Genomic DNA, 14,564 nt, shown 5'->3' with positions numbered 1-14,564 from the left:
ACCACGCCGCAGGATCTTCGGCTCACGCCAGACCGCTGGCCTCCAACGTCCGGCGGACGACCGGGTCCGACGCGGTCCGCCCGTACCGCCACCGGAACACCGCCTCGACCACGTCCCGCAGCGGCGCCTCGTCGCCCGACCCCAGCGGCACGTCCATGAGGAGCAGCCGGGGCGCGTGCCCGTCGTCGTGCGGCGGCTCGTAGTCGCGCACGGGCAGCAGCCGGCCGCCGAGCCGCTCGTAGAAGACGATGCGCCGGCGGTGCTCCTCGACGAGTGCGGGGGAGAGGCCGGGCTCGTCGGGGTCCTCGACGTCCCAGACCAGACGGGTGCGTCCCTCCTCCGCGAGCAGCGCGGCCAGGTCGGCCCACATCGCCGAGCCGGTGCCGCGGCCGCGTCGGCCGACGGCGTAGTAGCGCAGGAATGTCCACGACGTCGGGCCGAGGTCTCGCACGAGCGCGAGACCGGCCGGGCCGTCCGCGTCGACGTGCACCAGCAGCCGGTCGACCAGGAGGTCCTCGAACGGCGCCTGCAGCTCGTCCGGGAAGGCACCCTCGTAGATCGCCCGGACCGCGGCGAGCTCGCCGGCCGGCAGCGAGCCGGCCTCGACCAGCCGACCTCCCGGCGCGCTCATCCGTGCACCAGCCGACCGCCGAGCACCGTGCGCAGCACCTCGATGTCGCGGATCCGCGACGGGTCCACGGTCGCCGGGTCGTCGGAGAGCACCGCCAGGTCCGCCAACCGCCCGGGCAGCACCTGCCCGCGCTCGTGCTCCTGGTGCGAGGCGTACGCCGACCCGAGCGTGTACGCCGTCAGCGCCTCCAGCCCCGTCATCGCCTCCTCGCGGCCCAGCGGCCGCCCGCCTTCGGTGGTGCGGTTGACCAGGTCGTGGATGCCCAGCAGCGGGCGGCCGTCGACCACCGGCCGGTCCGAGCTGCCGGGGACCACGATCCCCGCGTCCAGCAGCGACCGGCCGCGGTAGGCCCAGCCGGCCCGCTCCGGCCCGAGCGCCCGCAGCATCCCGTCGCCGATCTCACCGACGAACCGCCCCTGCGGCACGGGCACGACGCCGAGCGCGGCGGCCCGCGCGACCTGGTCGGGCCGGGCCACTCCGAAGTGCTCGACCCGGTGGCGCACGTCCGGGCGCGGCCAGCGGCGCTGCGCCTCGGCGTACGCGTCGAGGACGAGGTCGATCGCGGCGTCGCCGATCGCGTGGGCGGCCACCCGCCACCCGGACCGGTGCGCGTCGAGGATGCGGGTGCGCAGCGCGTCGGCGTCGCCCTGCAGGTAGCCGCGCGAACCGGGTGTGTCCGCGAAGTCCTCGGTCAGCGCGCAGGTGTGCCCGATCAGCGACCCGTCCGAGAAGACCTTGACCGGGCCGAGCCGCAGCCGGTCGTCGCCGAGGCCGGTCCTGATGCCGAGGTCGAGCCCGAGCGGCATCCCGTCCGCCTCGTGGGCCGGCACGGGGTGCAGCACGTCCGCGGCGACCATCAGCTCCACGCGGACCGGCAGCCGGTCGGCGTCGCGGGCGGCCTGGTAGGCCGCGACCTCCACCGGGCTCTTGCCGATCCAGCCGCCGCCGACGCCGGCCTCGACGACGCTGGTGATGCCCTCGGCGAGGTAGGCGCGCCCGGCCCGCTCGATCGCGTCGACGAGGGTGGCGACGGGGTAGGGGAGGACCAGCCGGGAGAGCAGCGACTGCGCCTGCTCCTGCAGGAGCCCGGTCGGACGGCCCCCCTCGCCCACCACGACCAGCCCGCCCGGCACGTCGACGGGCGCGTCGGCCAGGCCCAGGTCGGCCAGGACCGCGGAGGAGACCACGCACATGTGGCCGGAGGTGTGCTTGAGCCAGACCCGCCGGCCACCCGCTGCCCGGTCGAGCGCGTCCCGGTCGGGGTGCGCGCCGATCTTGTTCTCGTCGTAGCCCGACCCGACGACCCACTCGTCGGGGCCGAGCGTCGCTGCCCGGGCGGCGACGGCCTCGTAGAGGTGGTCGAGCGACGGCACGCGCAGGTCCACCTCGGCGAGCGCCAGCCCGTGCCAGGCCATGTGGTTGTGCGCGTCGTGGAAGCCCGGCACCACGACCGCGCCGTCGAGGTCGACCACCCGTCGGGCCGGCACGCCCTCGAGCGCCACGACGCGGCCGCCGAGCACCGCCACCGACGAGGCCGTCACGGAGTGGTCCGGCCCGCCGAGCGTACGCACCCGGGCGTTGGTCAGCAGCAGGTCGGCCTGCAGCGTGCCGCTCACGCGAGCTGCGCCTTCGCGACCCGGTGCGAGGCGGTCAGCGGCAGCTCGTCGCGCACGGCCCACCGCGACGGGACCTTGAACGCCGCGAGCCGCTCGGAGCACCACGAGCCGAGCACCGCCGGCACGTCCGCCTCGGGGAGTCCCGGCGCGACGACGTACGCCATGACCTCCTCGCCGCGCACCTCGTCGGGCACGCCGACGACGGCCGCGAGCCGCACCTCGGGATGGCTCATCAGCACCTCCTCGACCTCGTGCGCGGCGACGTTCTCGCCACTGCGCCGGATCATGTCCTTGAGCCGGCCCTGGAGGAAGACCCGACCGTCCTCGTCGATCCGCGCCAGGTCACCGGTGGGGAACCAGCCGTGACGGAACGGGCTCGGGTGGCCCAGGTAGCCGGTCATCATCCCCGGCCCGCGCAGCCACAGCTCGCCGTCGACGACCCGCGCCTCCCGGTGCCCGGCGGGGCGCCCGAGGCTGCCGGTGCCCACCAGCGCGTCGTGGTCCTCGGCGGTCACGCGGATGTCGGCGCCGGTCTCGGTCATGCCGAAGGCCTCGTACCACCCCACGCCCCACCGCTCCTCGAGCCGGGCGTGCAGCGAGGGCGGGATCGCCGAGCACTGCACCGCGCGCACCCGGTGGTCGCGGTCGGCCGGGTCCGGCGGCATCTTGTGCAGCAGCACCGGCATCGAGGCCAGGCAGTAGAAGTACGTCACGCCGTGCGCGCGCACCCGCTCCCAGAACGTCGAGGGATGGAAGCCGTCGAGCACGACCAGGTGCGCACCCGAGAGCAGCGCGGCCACGACGTTCCACTGCGGGTCGACGTAGTGGAACGGCTGCGCGGTGAGCATGACGTCGTCGCGCGTCAGGTGCGGGAACTCGCTCAGCATGGAGCCGCCGAGCGTCGTCCAGTACTCGTGGGTGAGCAGGCAGCCCTTCGGCCTGCCGGTCGTGCCGGAGGTGTACTGCACGTTCACCACCGCCTCGCGGTCCACCGGCCCCTGCTCGTACGCCGCCGGCGACTCGTGCCCCGCGGCGAGCTCGTCGAGCAGCACCACGCGCGGCGGCCGGGCGAGCCCGTCGAGGACGGCCCGGTGCTCGGCCGTCGTGACGGCCAGCCGCACGCCGGCGTCGTCGACGAGGTGCTGGGCGTCGGCGGAGCGGTAGCGGACGTTCAGCGGCACGATCGCCGCGCCCAGCCGCGCCAGCGCCAGCCAGGTCAGCGGGAAGCCGGGCTCGTTGCCGACCATCACCGCGACGTGGTCGCCCGGAGCGACGCCCAGCGCCCGCAACCCCGCGGCGTACGCCGCCGTCCGGTCCGCCACCTCGGCGAAGGTCAGCACGGTGGTGCTCCCGTCGGCGGCCTCGAACGTCCACGCCGGCCGGTCCGGCCAGGCAGCGGCCGCGTGCTCGACCGCCGCGACCAGGTCGGTGGGCAGCTGCCCGGGAACCCGCTCAGCCACGGACGAACTCCGTGCGCGGCGCCTCGCCCTCGCCCGACAGCGACGTGAGGACGGCGTGGTCGACCTCGCGGGCCAGCGCCTCGCCGAAGGTCGCGTCGAGCCCCTGGTCGAGGACCTGCTTGGCCAGGCTGACCGCCAGCGGCGGCCGGTCGGCCAGCCGGTGGGCCAGGTCGAGCGCGGCCGTCTCGTGCTCGCCGGCAGGAACCGCCCGGGCGACCATGCCGATCCGAGCGGCCTCGGCGCCCGACACCCGCTCGCCGAGCAGCAGCAGCTCCTTGGCGCGGGCCCAGCCGACGAGGTGGGGGAGCAGCCGCGAGATCCCGCCGGTCACCGACAGCCCGACGCTGACCTCGGGGAAGCCGAACGCGGCGTCCTCGGTCGCGACCACCACGTCGCAGGCGAGCGCGAACTCGCAGCCCGCTCCGAGCGCGTAGCCGTGCACCGCCGCCACCACCGGCGCGGGCAGCTCCCGCACCAGCCGCGTGACGTCCTGGATCGCCTCGAGCCGGCCGCGGGTCTGGAGCACGGTCTCGACCGGCGGCTCCTCCTTGAGGTCGTGGCCGGCGCAGAACGCCCGGCCGCGGCCGCTGAGCACCACCGCGCGCACCTCCTCGACGAGCGCGCGCCGCAGCGCGGCGACCAGCCCGTCGGTCAGCTCGGCGGTGACGGCGTTGAGCCGGTCCGGCCGGTCCAGGACGATCCGGGCGACCGCCCCGTCGCGCTCGTAGTGGACGACCACCGTCCGCCTCCCTCACCTCTCGCCATCAGCACCGGCACCGCGCCGGCACTTCCGATCGATCGATCGATCGGGCATCCTGACGGTAGGCCGCGACCGGTGGCCGGCACAAGCAGGTGGGAGGAAGCGGCGTGGCGGGAGCGGCCGACCGGGTGCGCGAGGCGGCGCTCGACCTCTTCGCCGAGCGCGGCTTCCATGGCGTCGGCATCCGCCAGCTCGCCGAGCGCGCCGGGCTCTCCTCGGCCTCGCTCTACCACTACATGGGGACCAAGACCGATCTGCTCGCCGCGATCATGCGCGAGTGCCTCGGCCGCCTGGTGACCGAGGCCGAGGCGGCCGCCGCCGAGCACGCGGACCCGACGGCCCGTGTCGAGGCGCTGGTCCGCGCGCACGTGGTCAGCCACGCCGAGCAGCCCCGGGAGACCCGGGTCGTCGACGGCGAGCTGTCCGCGCTGACGGGGGAGGCGCGGGCCGAGGTCGTGGCGCTGCGCGACCGCTACGAGCGCGTCTGGCAGGACGCGATCGACGCCGGCACGGCCGCCGGCGCGTTCACGGTCGGCTCGCCCGCGGTCGCCCGGCGGGCGCTGCTGGAGATGTGCAGCGGCGTCGCCCGGTGGTACGACGCCGCCGGCCCGATGCCGCTGGCCGAGCTGGCCGACACCTACGCCGCGCTCGCCCGCCAGCTGCTCGGCGTACCGCCGGCACCTGCGGGCAGTAGGAGCGACGCCCCGGCGTAGCGTGGTCAGGTCCGGCACCCGACCTCCAGGAGGACCTTCGTTGAGTACCGACGCACCGCCGTGGGCAGGCTCGTACGCACCCGGGGTGCCGCTCCACCTGGACTACCCGGACCACTCGCTGGTCGACCAGCTCGAGCGGGCCGTCGAGCGGCACGCGGACCGCGTGGCGCTGGACTTCCTGGGCCGGACGACGACGTACGCCGAGCTGGCCGACCAGGTCGAGCGGGCTGCGGAGGGCCTGCGCCGGCTGGGGGTCGGTCCGGGCGACCCGGTCGCGCTGCTGATGCCGAACTGCCCGCAGCACGTCGTCGCCTTCCACGCCGTCGTGCGCCTCGGCGCAGTCGTGGTCGAGCACAACCCGCTCTACACGAGCGAGGAGCTGCGCGCGCCGTTCGCCGACCACGGCGCCCGCGTGGCCGTCGTCTGGGACAAGGTCGTGCCGGTGGTCGACGCGCTGCGGGAGGGGTCCGCGCTCGAGCACGTCGTCGCGGTCGACCTGACCGCCGCGCTGCCGCTGGCCAAGCGGGTAGCCCTGCGGCTGCCGATCGCGAAGGCCCGACGCGCCCGCGCCGAGCTGACCGCCCCCGCGCCGGGCGCCGTGCCGTGGGCCGAGCTGGTCGCCGCGCCGCCGGTCGCTCGCGACCACCCGCGTCCCACGGCGGACGACGTCGCCCTGGTGCTCTACACCTCCGGGACCACGGGTACCCCGAAGGGCGCCGAGCTGCGCCACCGCAACCTGGTCGCGAACTGCGCGCAGGGCCGCGCGTGGGTCTCCGGCCTGCGCGAGGGCGAGGAGACGTTCCTCGTGGCGCTGCCGCTGTTCCACGCCTACGGCGTCACCGTGTCGGTCCTGCTCGGCGTGATGCTGGGCGCCCGGCTGGTGCTGCTGCCCAAGCCCGACGTCGACCTGGTGCTCGACGCCGTCGGCCGCCGCGTCCCGACCTTCGTCCCGGCCGTGCCGCCGCTCTACCGGAGGATCGCCGAGGAGGCGCAGCGGCGGGGCGTCTCGCTGCAGGGCATCCGGTACGGACTGTCGGGCGCGATGCCGCTGCCGGCCGAGCTGGTCGAGCGCTGGGAGGCGACGACCGGCGGGCTGCTGGTCGAGGGCTACGGGCTGACCGAGACCTCGCCGGTCATCGTCGGCAACCCGATGTCGACCGGGCGCCGACCGGGCGCGATCGGCGTGCCGTTCCCCGACACCGAGGTCCGCGTCGCCGACCGTGACGACCTGGACCGCGACGTGGCGCTGGGCGAGCCCGGCGAGCTGCTCGTTCGCGGCCCGCAGGTCTTCGACGGCTACCGCGGCCGCCCGGAGGAGACCGGGGCCGCCTTCCACGACGGCTGGTTCCGCACCGGTGACGTCGTGACCATGAGCGAGGACGGCTTCCTCACCGTCGTCGACCGGGTCAAGGAGCTGATCATCACCGGGGGCTTCAACGTCTACCCCAGCGAGGTCGAGGCCGCGCTGCGCACCCACCCCGACGTGGCGGACGCCGCCGTTGTCGGCGTGCCCGACGGATCGGGCAGCGAGCAGGTCGTCGCCGCGGTCGTGGCCGCGCCCGGTCGCACCCCCGGACCCGCGGCCCTGGACGAGCACGCCCGCGCCGCGCTTACGGCGTACAAGGTGCCGCGGCGCTACGTCGTCCTCGACGAGCTGCCCACCAACCCGATGGGCAAGGTGCTGCGCCGCGAGGTGCTCACCCTCGTGCAGGAGCGCGAGGCGGCTGGACCCGCGGTCTAGCCAGCGGGTCGGGTCGTCTGGACCGGTCATCGGCGGGTCGCGGGCGCGACACGCCGCGCACCGGGAGAAATTCTCACCCGGATGGGCGGTCCGGGCACCGCCCTGACCTGCTGCTTTGCGCGTCGCCGCAGGTCAGCCGCGCGTTGACAGTGGCCGCCGCCGCCGGTGAAGGTGTCCCGTCCGCCCAGGCAGATCGTGGCCGCGGACCGACGTCCGAGTGACCGGGCCGGGGGGTGTGGTGCCCAACGCCGCTCCAGCCCTGTTCGCGGAGGTCGGTCCGCCCCACGAGGACGGACGCGGAGCAGCCCCCGACCCCCCTAGACAACTTCCCGGCGCCGGCACCCAGCAGCGGCCGGGATGGCCCGAAGGGGTTCGGGGGCGCTCCGGTGCCCCAGGGGCGGCCGGATACGGTCGTCCTCGTGCTGAAGCGGTGCCTCGCCGCCCTCGTGGCCGGCCTCCTCCTGGCGCTCGCCTTCGAGCCCGTCGCCGTGGCGTACGTCGTGCCCGTCGCCGTCGCGGGCTTCGCCCTCGCCACGCGCGGCCTGCGCGCCCGGTCCGGGTTCCTGGTGGGACTGGTCTTCGGCGTGGCGTTCTACTTCCCGCACATCCACTGGATGACCGCCGTCGGCACCGACGCGTGGCTGGCGCTGGCCGGGGTCGAGTCCGTGTTCTACGGCCTGCTCGGCGCCGCGGCCGCGTACCTCCACCGCCTGCCCGCCTGGCCGCTCTGGCTCGCGGCGGCGTGGACCACGATGGAGCTCTGGCGCAGCGGCTGGCCGTTCAGCGGCATGCCCTGGGGGCGGCTCGCGTTCGCCGCCGCCGACACCCCCGTCGCGCCGGCTCTGGCGTACGTCGGCATGGTCGGCCTCAGCGCGCTGCTGGCGCTCCTCGGCTGCCTCCTCGCGGCGCTCGTGCTCGCGATGGTGCGGGCGCGTGGTGGCGCCCCAGGACGGGGGAGCCTCGTGGCCGGTGCCGTGCTCGCCGCGGTCGCGGTGGTGACGGTGCTGCCGGCGCTGGTGCCCTTCGAGCCGGGCGACGACGGCGACGTGACCGTCGCGGCCGTCCAGGGCGACGTGCCGGGTCCGGGCAACGACATCCTCTACGACTACCGCGGCGTGACCGACAACCACGTCGACGCGACCGTCGCGCTCGCCGACGAGGTGGCCGCGGGACGGTCGCCCCGCCCGGACTTCGTGGTCTGGCCGGAGAACTCGACCGCCGTCGACCCCTTCGCCGACGCCGCGACGAACGCCGGCATCCGACGCGCGGTCGAGGCGGTCGGCGTACCGGTCCTGGTGGGCGCGATCGTCGACGCCGGCGAGACCAACGTGCTCAACCAGGGCATCGTGTGGGACCCGGTGACGGGGCCGGGGGAGCGGTACACCAAGTGGCACCCGGTGCCCTACGGCGAGTACATCCCGTTCCGCGAGTTCTTCACCGGGCAGTTCGGCCGGCTCGCGATGATCCCGCGCGACATGATGAGCGGCACCCGCGAGACGCCGCTGACGATCGCCGGCACCGCCGTCGGCGACGCGATCTGCTTCGACGTCGCCTACGACGACGGCATCCACGCGCAGGTGCGCAACGGCGCCGAGCTGCTGGCCGTGCAGACCAGCAACGCGACGTTCATCGAGACCGACCAGATCGACCAGCAGTTCGCGATCACCCGGCTGCGGGCGATCGAGACCGGCCGCACCGTCGTGGTCGCCGCGACGAACGGCGTCTCGGGGATCATCACGCCCGACGGCGAGGTCGTCACCAGCGCGGCGCCGCGCACGCAGGAGGTGCTCCTCGCGGAGGTCGGGCTGTGGTCGGGCACCACGCCGGGCGTCCTCGTCGGGCCGTGGGTCGGCCGGCTCGCCGCCGTGCTCACGGGCGTCGGGCTGCTGTGGTCCGTGCTCACGTATCGTCGGCGCCGGGAGACGCCCGAGCCGGCCGTTGGTCCGGCGGCCCGGGGGAGCGAGGAGCAGGAGAGCGTGCGGTGAGCGAGCCACGGGGCCGGGTCGTGATGGTCGTGCCGACCTACGACGAGGCCGAGAACATCGCCTGGATCATCGGGCGGCTGCGCACCGCCGAGCCGGAGGTCGACGTGCTCGTCGTGGACGACTCCTCGCCCGACGGGACCGGCGAGATCGCCGACCGGATCGCGGCCGAGGACGCCCACGTGCACGTGCTGCACCGCACCGCCAAGGGCGGCCTCGGCGCGGCGTACCTCCACGGCTTCGCCTGGTCGCTCGAGCACGGCTACGACGTCATCGGCGAGATGGACGCCGACGGCTCCCACCAGCCCGAGCAGCTCCACCTGCTGCTCGACGCGCTGGCCGACGCCGACCTGGTCATCGGGTCGCGGTGGGTCCGCGGCGGGTCGGTGGTCAACTGGCCACGGCGCCGGGAGGCGCTGTCGCGCGGCGGCAACCTCTACGTCCGGCTGCTGCTCGGCGTCTCGGTGCGCGACGCGACCGCGGGCTACCGCGTGTTCCGTCGCGAGACCCTGGAGAAGATCGACCTGTCCGACGTGCGGTCGACCGGCTACGTCTTCCAGACCGACCTCGTCGCCCGCACGCTCGCCGCCGGCCTGCGCGTCGTGGAGGTGCCCATCGAGTTCGTCGAGCGCGAGCGCGGGGACTCCAAGATGAGCGGCGCGGTCGCCACCGAGTCGCTCAAGCGGATCACGCAGTGGGGGCTCGCGGAGCGACGAGCCCAGGCCGGCCGGGCGTGGCGGAGGTGGATGTCGTGAGCGGTCTCGGTGCATCGAGGCGTACGCCGCGGCGCCGGCGCTGGACATGGGTCCTGCTGGTCGCCTTCGTCGTGATGCCGCTGGTCGAGATCTTCGCCCTGGTGCAGGTCGGCCAGGTCATCGGCGCGTGGTGGACGATCCTGCTGCTGGTCCTCAACAGCGCCGTCGGCGCCTGGCTGGTGCGCCGGGAGGGCGCCCGCGCCTGGACCGCGCTGAGCACGACCCTGGCCTCCGGGCGGCTGCCCGCCCGCGAGATCGCCGACGGCGCGCTGGTCCTCATCGGCGGCACGCTGCTGCTGACGCCGGGCTTCGTCACCGACGCCCTCGGCGTCCTGCTGATCCTGCCGGTGACCCGCCCGCTGTTCCGCGGCCTGCTCACCTCGGCGGTCACCCGACGGCTCGTCGTCCTCGGCCCCGGCATGCCGGGCTTCGGGACGCCGGGAACGCGGCGTCCCGGGCCCGGGAACGACGAACGCCCCGGACCTGACGTGGTCCGGGGCAACGTGGCCGACGAGCCGTAGGGCTCAGCCGGCCTTGCGCTTCTTCGCGTTCGCGCGGTGCAGGTGGGCGGGGCCGATCTCGCCCCCGCGGAGCAGCTCGAGCCGCTCCTTGAGGATGTCCTCGAGCTCCTTCTCCGAGCGACGCTCGAGGAGCATGTCCCAGTGCGTGCGGGCCGGCTTCTCGGCCTTCTCCTCGGGGAGGATGCCGGCGGTGCTCAGCGCCTCGGCGCCGCAGCGCGGGCACTCCCAGACCGCTGGGATGTCGGCCTCGACCGACATCGTGATCTCGAACTCGTGGCCCTGCTTGCACCTGTAGCCGACCTGCTGGCGGGCGGCGAACTCGATGCCACGCTCGTCCTCGAAGCTCTGGCCCCCGAGCCGGGCTCCCCGCAGTGTGCGCTCTGCCATGAGACGCCTCCCAAAATCTGATGCTCGATGCCTGGTACGGCCGTTGACACTCGAAGTGTTCAACGGTACTGAGCCGCCCAAGATTCCGACAATCGAGCGGCGTCCGTCACTCCGGTGCCCCGCACCGGAGGGCTCCACACGGCGGCGGCGGGAGCGAGGTTCATCGGCTGGCCGATGAAGCTGTCGCCGGTCCGCCCACACGCCGCGCGTCAGACCACGGCGGGCATCTCGTTGCCGGCGTCACGGATGCCCTTGGCGGTGTCGACGCGGAGCAGCAGCAGGCCACCGACGACGAAGAAGAGGATCAGCGCGAAGATCGCCGGCCGGTAGGAGTCGGTGAACTGGTAGACGAGGCCGAAGACGAGCGCGCCGAGCCAGGAGGTGCCGCGCTCCATCGCGTGGTAGAAGCTGAAGTACTCCGCCTCCTTGCCGCGCGGGACGAACAGCGAGAAGTACGACCGGGCGAGCGCCTGCGTGCCGCCGAGGACCACGCCGATCGCGGCGCCCAGGAGCAGGAACGGCACCAGCGCGCCGTCGGGGATGAACAGCGCCGCGGTGACGATCAGGCACCAGATGACCAGCCCGACGAGGATCACCTTCTTCGCGCCGTACCGCCCGGCGGCCCGGCCGAAGGACAGCGCCCCGCCGATCGCGACGAGCTGCACGAGCAGGTAGGTGCCGAGGACCGTGCCGGTCTCGAAGCCGAGCTCCTTCTCGCCGTACACCGCGGCCTGCCCGATCACGGTCTGGATGCCGTCGTTGAAGAACAGGTAGGCCAGCAGGAACGTCAGCGCGACCGGGTAGTTGCGCAGCTCGCGCAGCGTCACCCACAGCTGGCCGAAGCTGCGCTGCACCACCCCGCCCTCGACGTGCTCGACGTCCGTCGGCGGGTGGTTGCGCAGCCGCCGCCAGGGGATGATCGTGAACCCCGCCCACCAGACGACGGCCGACAGCATGCTCAGCCGCACCGCCATCCCCTCGGAGAGGCCGAAGGTGTCGTGCGCGCTGACCACGACGAAGTTGACGGCCAGCAGCAGACCCCCGCCGGCGTACCCGAACGCCCAGCCGCGGGAGGAGACCCGGTCGCGCTCGTGCTCGTCGGAGATCTGCACGAGGATCGCGTCGTTGAAGACCGCCGCCGCGCCGAAGCAGACGTTGGCGACCAGGAACGCCGCCACACCGAGCTGCCAGTTGTCCTCGGTGACGAAGAAGAGCAAGGCCCCCGCCGCGGCGCCGGCCCACGCGAAGCCCGCCAGCAGGTCCTTCTTGCGGGCCGTCCGGTCGGCCACCGCCCCGAGGAGCGGCAGCAGGACGGCGGCGATGAGGGTCGAGGCGGTGATCACGTACGCCGGCAGCGACCCCGGCGCCAGGCTGAGGCCGAGCAGCGAGACCCGGTCGCCGACCGCGTCCTCCTCGGCGACCGCGATCAGGTACGGCCCGAACAGCACGCCGGCGACCGTCGTGGCGAACGCGCTGTTGGCCCAGTCGTACCAGTACCAGGCGCGTTGCTCGCGGACCCGGTTCAGCGGCTTCAGGTCGGCGATCGGCGCGGGGCCGGGGGTCTGGTCGCTCGGGGTCTGGTTGCTCGGGGTCTGGGTCATGCGCGTTCCCTCCACTGTCCTCGCCGGACGAGGACGTCCTTGAGCAGGTCGGTGCGGTCGGTCATCAGCCCGTCGACCCCGCGGTCCAGCAGGACCGCCATCTCCTCGGGGTCGTCGATGGTCCACACGTGGACGTGCTTCCCGGCTGCGTGCGCGCGCCGGACCAGGCCGGGCGTCGCCACCCGCAACCAGCCACGCCGGTGCGGCACCTGCAGCGCCGCGACCCGGCGACGGGTCAGCCGGTCGGCCAGGCGGCCGCTGGGCAGCAGCCGGAACGCCAGGATCTCCGCCGGGGTCGCGGCGGTCGGCACGCGTCCGCCGGTCAGCTCCCGGAACCGGTCGGTGCGCCGCTGCACGAACGACCCGACGAGCACCCGGTCGTGGGCGTCGTGCTCCGCGACGAACGCGGCCAGCGCGTCCACCGCGCCGTCGGACTTCAGGTCGATGTTGAAGCGCGCGTCCGGGAACGCGTCGAGCAGCGACGCCAGGGTGGGGACCTCCTCGCGACCGCCGACCATCGCGCGGCGCACCTCGGCGTACGTCGTGTGCTCGATCGCCCCGCGGGCGTCGGTCACCCGGTCGAGCACCGCGTCGTGGAACGCGAGCAGCACGCCGTCGGCGGTCACGTGCACGTCGGTCTCGAGGTAGTCGTAGCCGAGCCCGACCGCGTGGGCGAACGCGGCCCGGGTGTTCTCGAGCCCCTCGATCTCCGGGTGGTACGCCCCGCCGCGGTGCGCGAAGGCCAGCACCGCCCCCGGCGTCGCCAGCACCTCGTCGAGGAAGGCGAACCCGGTCCGAGGTGCGGTCACCGGAGCAGTATGGCTGCCCCCGGTGACCGTCCGTCGGTCAGATGTCGCGGAAGGACTCGATGTTGGCGCCGAGGAGGTTGAGCCGCTCGGCGAGGTCCTCGTAGCCGCGGTGGATGACGTAGGTGCTGCGCAGCACCGAGGTGCCCTTGGAGGCGAGCATCGCCAGCAGGATGACGACGGCCGGGCGCAGCGCCGGGGGGCACATGAGCTCGGCGCCGGAGAACGACGTCGGGCCCTCGATCATCACCCGGTGCGGGTCGAGCAGCTTGACCCGGCCGCCGAGCTTGTTGAGGTCGGTGAGGTAGATCGCGCGGTTCTCGTAGACCCAGTCGTGCAGCAGCGTCTGGCCGGTCGCGACCGCGGCGATCACCGCGAAGAACGGCAGGTTGTCGATGTTGAGGCCGGGGAACGGCATCGGGTGGATCTTGTCCAGCGGGGCGTGCAGCACCGAGGGGTGGGTGGTGATGTCGACCAGGCGGGTCTGGCCGTTGAGAGCGACGTACTCCTCGGAGCGGTCGTAGGAGAAGCCCATCTCCTCCAGCAGCGCCAGCTCGATCTCGAGGAACTCGATCGGGACCCGCTCGATGGTGATCTCCGACTGGGTGACGATGGCAGCCGCCAGCAGCGACATCGCCTCGATCGGGTCCTCGCTGGGGGCGTAGTCGACGTCGACGTCGATCTCGCTGACGCCGGTGACGGTCAGCGTGGTGGTGCCGATGCCGTCGACGCGGACGCCGAGCTTCTGCAGGTAGAAGCAGAGGTCCTGGACCATGTAGTTGGACGAGGCGTTGCGGATGACGGTCGTGCCGGGGTGCAGCGCGGCGGCCATCAGCGCGTTCTCGGTCACGGTGTCGCCGCGCTCGGTCAGCACGATCGGGCGGCCCGGCTCGATCGCCCGGTTGACCTGCGCGTGGTACGACCCGTCGGTCGCCTTCACCTCGAGGCCGAAGGGGCGCAGCGCGGCCATGTGCGGCTCCACGGTGCGCGTGCCGAGGTCGCACCCGCCGGCGTACGGCAGCTCGAAGGTCTCGGCCCGGTGCAGCAGCGGACCGAGGAACATGATGATCGAGCGGGTACGCCGGGCGGCGACCTCGTCGACCGCGCCGAGCTCGAGCTCGCGCGGCGGGACGATCTCCAGGTCGTTGTCCTCGTTGAGCCAGGTCGTCTGCACGCCGAGGCTGCCGAGCACCTCGAGCAGGCGGTTGACCTCCTCGATCCGGGCGACCTTGCGCAGCGTGGTGCGGCCGCGGTTGAGCAGCGAGGCGCACAGCAGCGCGACGCCGGCGTTCTTCGACGTCTTCACGTCGATGCGGCCCGACAGGGTGGTCGGGCCGGTGACGCGCAGGTGCGTCGGACCGGCGCCGAGGGCGACGATCTCGGAGTCGAGGGCCGCGCCGATGCGGGCGATCATCTCCAGCGAGAGGTTCTGCTGGCCCTTCTCGATCCGGTTGATCGCGCTCTGGCTGGTCGAGAGCAGGTCGGCCAGCTGGTGCTGGGTGAGTCCCCGGTGCTTGCGGGCGTCGCGGATGAGGTTCCCGATCCGGCCCTTGTAGTCCAGGGTCTGCGTCTGCGTCATGCCGTCCACGGT

At 73.9% G+C, this 14,564-nt stretch carries 13 protein-coding genes; 5 read left to right on the top strand and 8 right to left on the bottom strand.

Going from position 1 to position 14,564, the window contains the following annotated elements; genetic code table 11:
- Positions 1 to 22: 22 nt before the first annotated feature.
- From G6553_RS08340 to G6553_RS08325, 4 genes are read right to left on the bottom strand one after another with little or no spacing between them, the layout of a single operon-like run.
- The gene (locus G6553_RS08340) at positions 23 to 631 is read right to left on the bottom strand and encodes a GNAT family N-acetyltransferase (protein ID WP_166190959.1); all 609 of its coding nucleotides are present in this window, start codon (positions 629 to 631) and stop codon (positions 23 to 25) included.
- On the bottom strand, positions 628 to 2,247 hold the full coding sequence (locus G6553_RS08335; protein ID WP_207619512.1) for an amidohydrolase: 1,620 nt from the start codon (positions 2,245 to 2,247) through the stop codon (positions 628 to 630). Before G6553_RS08335 ends, G6553_RS08340 begins: the two co-directional genes overlap by 4 nt.
- A complete protein-coding gene (locus G6553_RS08330) occupies positions 2,244 to 3,707 on the bottom strand; it encodes an AMP-binding protein (protein ID WP_347565595.1) in 1,464 nt (487 codons plus the stop codon). Before G6553_RS08330 ends, G6553_RS08335 begins: the two co-directional genes overlap by 4 nt.
- Positions 3,700 to 4,446 (bottom strand): enoyl-CoA hydratase/isomerase family protein, encoded by a 747-nt coding sequence (locus G6553_RS08325; protein WP_166190957.1) that lies wholly within the window; start codon positions 4,444 to 4,446, stop codon positions 3,700 to 3,702. Before G6553_RS08325 ends, G6553_RS08330 begins: the two co-directional genes overlap by 8 nt.
- A gap of 128 nt (positions 4,447 to 4,574) precedes the next feature.
- On the opposite strand from G6553_RS08325, the gene G6553_RS08320 reads away from it, so the two are divergent.
- The 5 genes from G6553_RS08320 to G6553_RS08300 all read left to right on the top strand — a co-directional run bounded on the left by G6553_RS08320 (position 4,575) and on the right by G6553_RS08300 (position 10,179).
- Positions 4,575 to 5,180, top strand: coding sequence for a TetR/AcrR family transcriptional regulator (locus G6553_RS08320; RefSeq protein ID WP_166190955.1), 606 nt, complete (start codon positions 4,575 to 4,577; stop codon positions 5,178 to 5,180).
- Position 5,181: 1 nt separating this feature from the next.
- Complete coding sequence (locus tag G6553_RS08315; RefSeq protein WP_347565594.1) at positions 5,182 to 6,921, top strand: long-chain-fatty-acid--CoA ligase; 1,740 nt, start codon at positions 5,182 to 5,184, stop codon at positions 6,919 to 6,921.
- A gap of 419 nt (positions 6,922 to 7,340) precedes the next feature.
- A complete protein-coding gene (lnt, locus tag G6553_RS08310; RefSeq protein ID WP_166190951.1) occupies positions 7,341 to 8,906 on the top strand; it encodes an apolipoprotein N-acyltransferase in 1,566 nt (521 codons plus the stop codon).
- Complete coding sequence (locus G6553_RS08305) at positions 8,903 to 9,658, top strand: polyprenol monophosphomannose synthase (protein ID WP_347565593.1); 756 nt, start codon at positions 8,903 to 8,905, stop codon at positions 9,656 to 9,658. The genes lnt and G6553_RS08305 overlap by 4 nt, the downstream gene beginning before the upstream one ends.
- Positions 9,655 to 10,179 carry an FxsA family protein gene (locus G6553_RS08300; protein ID WP_347565592.1) on the top strand — a complete coding sequence of 175 codons (525 nt, stop codon included), beginning with the start codon at positions 9,655 to 9,657 and terminating at the stop codon, positions 10,177 to 10,179. Before G6553_RS08305 ends, G6553_RS08300 begins: the two co-directional genes overlap by 4 nt.
- A 3-nt stretch (positions 10,180 to 10,182) precedes the next feature.
- Here G6553_RS08300 and G6553_RS08295 read toward each other — a convergent pair whose 3' ends face one another.
- The 4 genes from G6553_RS08295 to G6553_RS08280 form a co-directional block, all read right to left on the bottom strand.
- Positions 10,183 to 10,566: an RNA polymerase-binding protein RbpA gene (locus G6553_RS08295; protein WP_166190949.1), complete on the bottom strand. Its 384-nt coding sequence runs from the start codon at positions 10,564 to 10,566 to the stop codon at positions 10,183 to 10,185.
- Positions 10,567 to 10,775: 209 nt separating this feature from the next.
- On the bottom strand, positions 10,776 to 12,167 hold the full coding sequence (locus G6553_RS08290; RefSeq protein ID WP_166190947.1) for an MFS transporter: 1,392 nt from the start codon (positions 12,165 to 12,167) through the stop codon (positions 10,776 to 10,778).
- The gene (locus G6553_RS08285; protein ID WP_166190945.1) at positions 12,164 to 12,976 is read right to left on the bottom strand and encodes a glycerophosphodiester phosphodiesterase; all 813 of its coding nucleotides are present in this window, start codon (positions 12,974 to 12,976) and stop codon (positions 12,164 to 12,166) included. Before G6553_RS08285 ends, G6553_RS08290 begins: the two co-directional genes overlap by 4 nt.
- Positions 12,977 to 13,013: 37 nt before the next feature.
- Positions 13,014 to 14,552, bottom strand: coding sequence for a UDP-N-acetylglucosamine 1-carboxyvinyltransferase (locus G6553_RS08280; protein WP_166190943.1), 1,539 nt, complete (start codon positions 14,550 to 14,552; stop codon positions 13,014 to 13,016).
- Positions 14,553 to 14,564: the final 12 nt, after the last annotated feature.

It is taken from the genome of Nocardioides sp. IC4_145 (assembly GCF_011250565.1).
Lineage (GTDB): Bacteria > Actinomycetota > Actinomycetes > Propionibacteriales > Nocardioidaceae > Nocardioides.
Note: the sequence above shows the minus strand (reverse complement) of the source record. Positions and strands in the feature narration are given on the sequence as shown.

Bases quoted from the DNA above. Each gene is read 5' to 3' on its own strand.
- G6553_RS08280 (WP_166190943.1), bottom strand. From the start codon at position 14,552: ATGACGCAGACGCAGACCCTGGACTACAAGGGCCGGATCGGGAACCTC.
- G6553_RS08295 (WP_166190949.1), bottom strand. From the start codon at position 10,566: ATGGCAGAGCGCACACTGCGGGGAGCCCGGCTCGGGGGCCAGAGCTTC.
- G6553_RS08340 (WP_166190959.1), bottom strand. From the start codon at position 631: ATGAGCGCGCCGGGAGGTCGGCTGGTCGAGGCCGGCTCGCTGCCGGCC.
- G6553_RS08290 (WP_166190947.1), bottom strand. From the start codon at position 12,167: ATGACCCAGACCCCGAGCAACCAGACCCCGAGCGACCAGACCCCCGGC.